Below are 1,547 nucleotides of genomic sequence, written 5' to 3'. Positions count from 1 at the left end.
AATAGAATTTAATAGAATTTAATAGAATTGAGAATCGGCGAAGGTAGAATTCTAAATTCTTCATTCTTCATTCTTCATTCTTCATTCTTCATTCTTCATTCTTCATTCTTCATTTTTCATTCTTCATTCTAAATTCTACATTCCTCTGACCCCAATTAAGTAGACTTCAACAGCCATAGACTAAGTAAGCCCAGTCTGAAGATTTCTTTCCCTAATGGTCCTGTACCTGAACAGATGTCATGCCTGTAATCAGCTTGAATCTGTTCCTGAGTCAAAGCCCGACTGTAAATTCGCACACCAGCCAAAAGTCCGGAGTACTGATAGTCAAGGTTGCCTTGAATATCACGGAATTGCCCCAGCCGTAGGGGTCTACCAGGGGAAGGTGCTATCGGGTTGTCGGTCTGATTGGGAATCCGACGGATGTTGCCGTTAAAGTCTCGAACTTCTTCGATGTGGCTTTGGATGCCATTAATGTAGGTCTGCATGATAAACCTACCGGGAGCCACTTCACCAAAGGTTGCAGCCAGATGGGTCCATTGACCACCATGGACGATATCCTCACTGACTACACCACCACTGCCGCTGGTTTCGTCTGCTTCCTTCGGTAATCCTTGGGTGACATTGTTGGGGATGATAGTCAGAATCAGGTTGCGATCCGTTTGTAGAGTACTCAGGAAAAGATACCAGGAAAATGCTTTGCATATGGGCTGTGGGCAGGCTCCAAAACCAACTTCTCCATCAGGGTAAGTACCCTGGGGAGGATCGGTAAAGGCTGGGTTTGCTTTGATGTAATCAACCTTAACCCAAGTTTCGACGGTCAGGTTAGCCAGATCTGGGAAATTGGGAACCTCAACGTATTGTGCAAAGGACATTTGCGGGGATTCGCCGCTATCAGATAAGCGTCTGAGAACGTTATAGTTCAGGGATGCTGAACCAACAAACCCTGGCGGGACATCCGCTGAGGGAGCCAACGGATGGGCATCCGGATCGTGTTGGATCATACCATCAAAGGTTCCAGGATTAGCTGTGTTCCTGATCACTCCCGTGTCAGTTGGAGTTTCAAATAAATACTCAGCTACCAAATCTGTGGGATCGGGGGTAAACATTTCTGTTTTTATTCTGCTTAGACTTTGGAGAAAATTTGATGTTTTCCCTTTTGTTTCTACTCAAAACAATGGGCTAACAAATCTATTGTCAAAGGCCCCCTTAGATAGTGACAGTACCCTTTGAGGGTACTATTTTATCCAAAGTCCAAGATTAGTAGCAAAATTAGCGATTGTTTTTAAGCAACAAAAACCAGGGACTTTAGTGCAGGCAAGATTTCCCCACTGCAATAATTTGATGAATTATAGTGGATTGCTATACTACCCGTTGATGCGTTCCCGTAGCGGCTTAATGCTCGCCCATAGCGTTTTTAATGCCAATAACGCCAGTAAGGACGACCTTTCCAAAAGACCCCTAGGATTACTCCAATCACAGCATTCATGGAAAACCCAACTAACCCAAAAGGGATGGGAAGTTGGGACTTGAGCAATAAACCGACGATA

The 1,547-nt window shown here is 44.5% G+C and carries 1 protein-coding gene; it reads right to left on the bottom strand.

Annotation, left to right across the window (positions count from 1 at the left end; all coding sequences use genetic code 11):
- Window positions 1-155: 155 nt before the first annotated feature.
- Window positions 156-1,106, bottom strand: a complete 951-nt coding sequence (locus tag F6K51_RS37005) for a LamG domain-containing protein (protein WP_293031091.1) — start codon at window positions 1,104-1,106, stop codon at window positions 156-158.
- Window positions 1,107-1,547 lie beyond the last annotated feature (441 nt).

This window comes from Moorena sp. SIO3I8 (genome assembly GCF_010692325.1).
In the GTDB taxonomy this organism is placed as follows: domain Bacteria; phylum Cyanobacteriota; class Cyanobacteriia; order Cyanobacteriales; family Coleofasciculaceae; genus Moorena.
The sequence above is the reverse complement of the archived record's forward strand: the minus strand, read 5'-3'. Positions and strand labels throughout refer to the sequence as shown.

Bases quoted from the DNA above. Each gene is read 5' to 3' on its own strand.
- F6K51_RS37005 (WP_293031091.1), bottom strand. From the start codon at position 1,106: ATGTTTACCCCCGATCCCACAGATTTGGTAGCTGAGTATTTATTTGAA.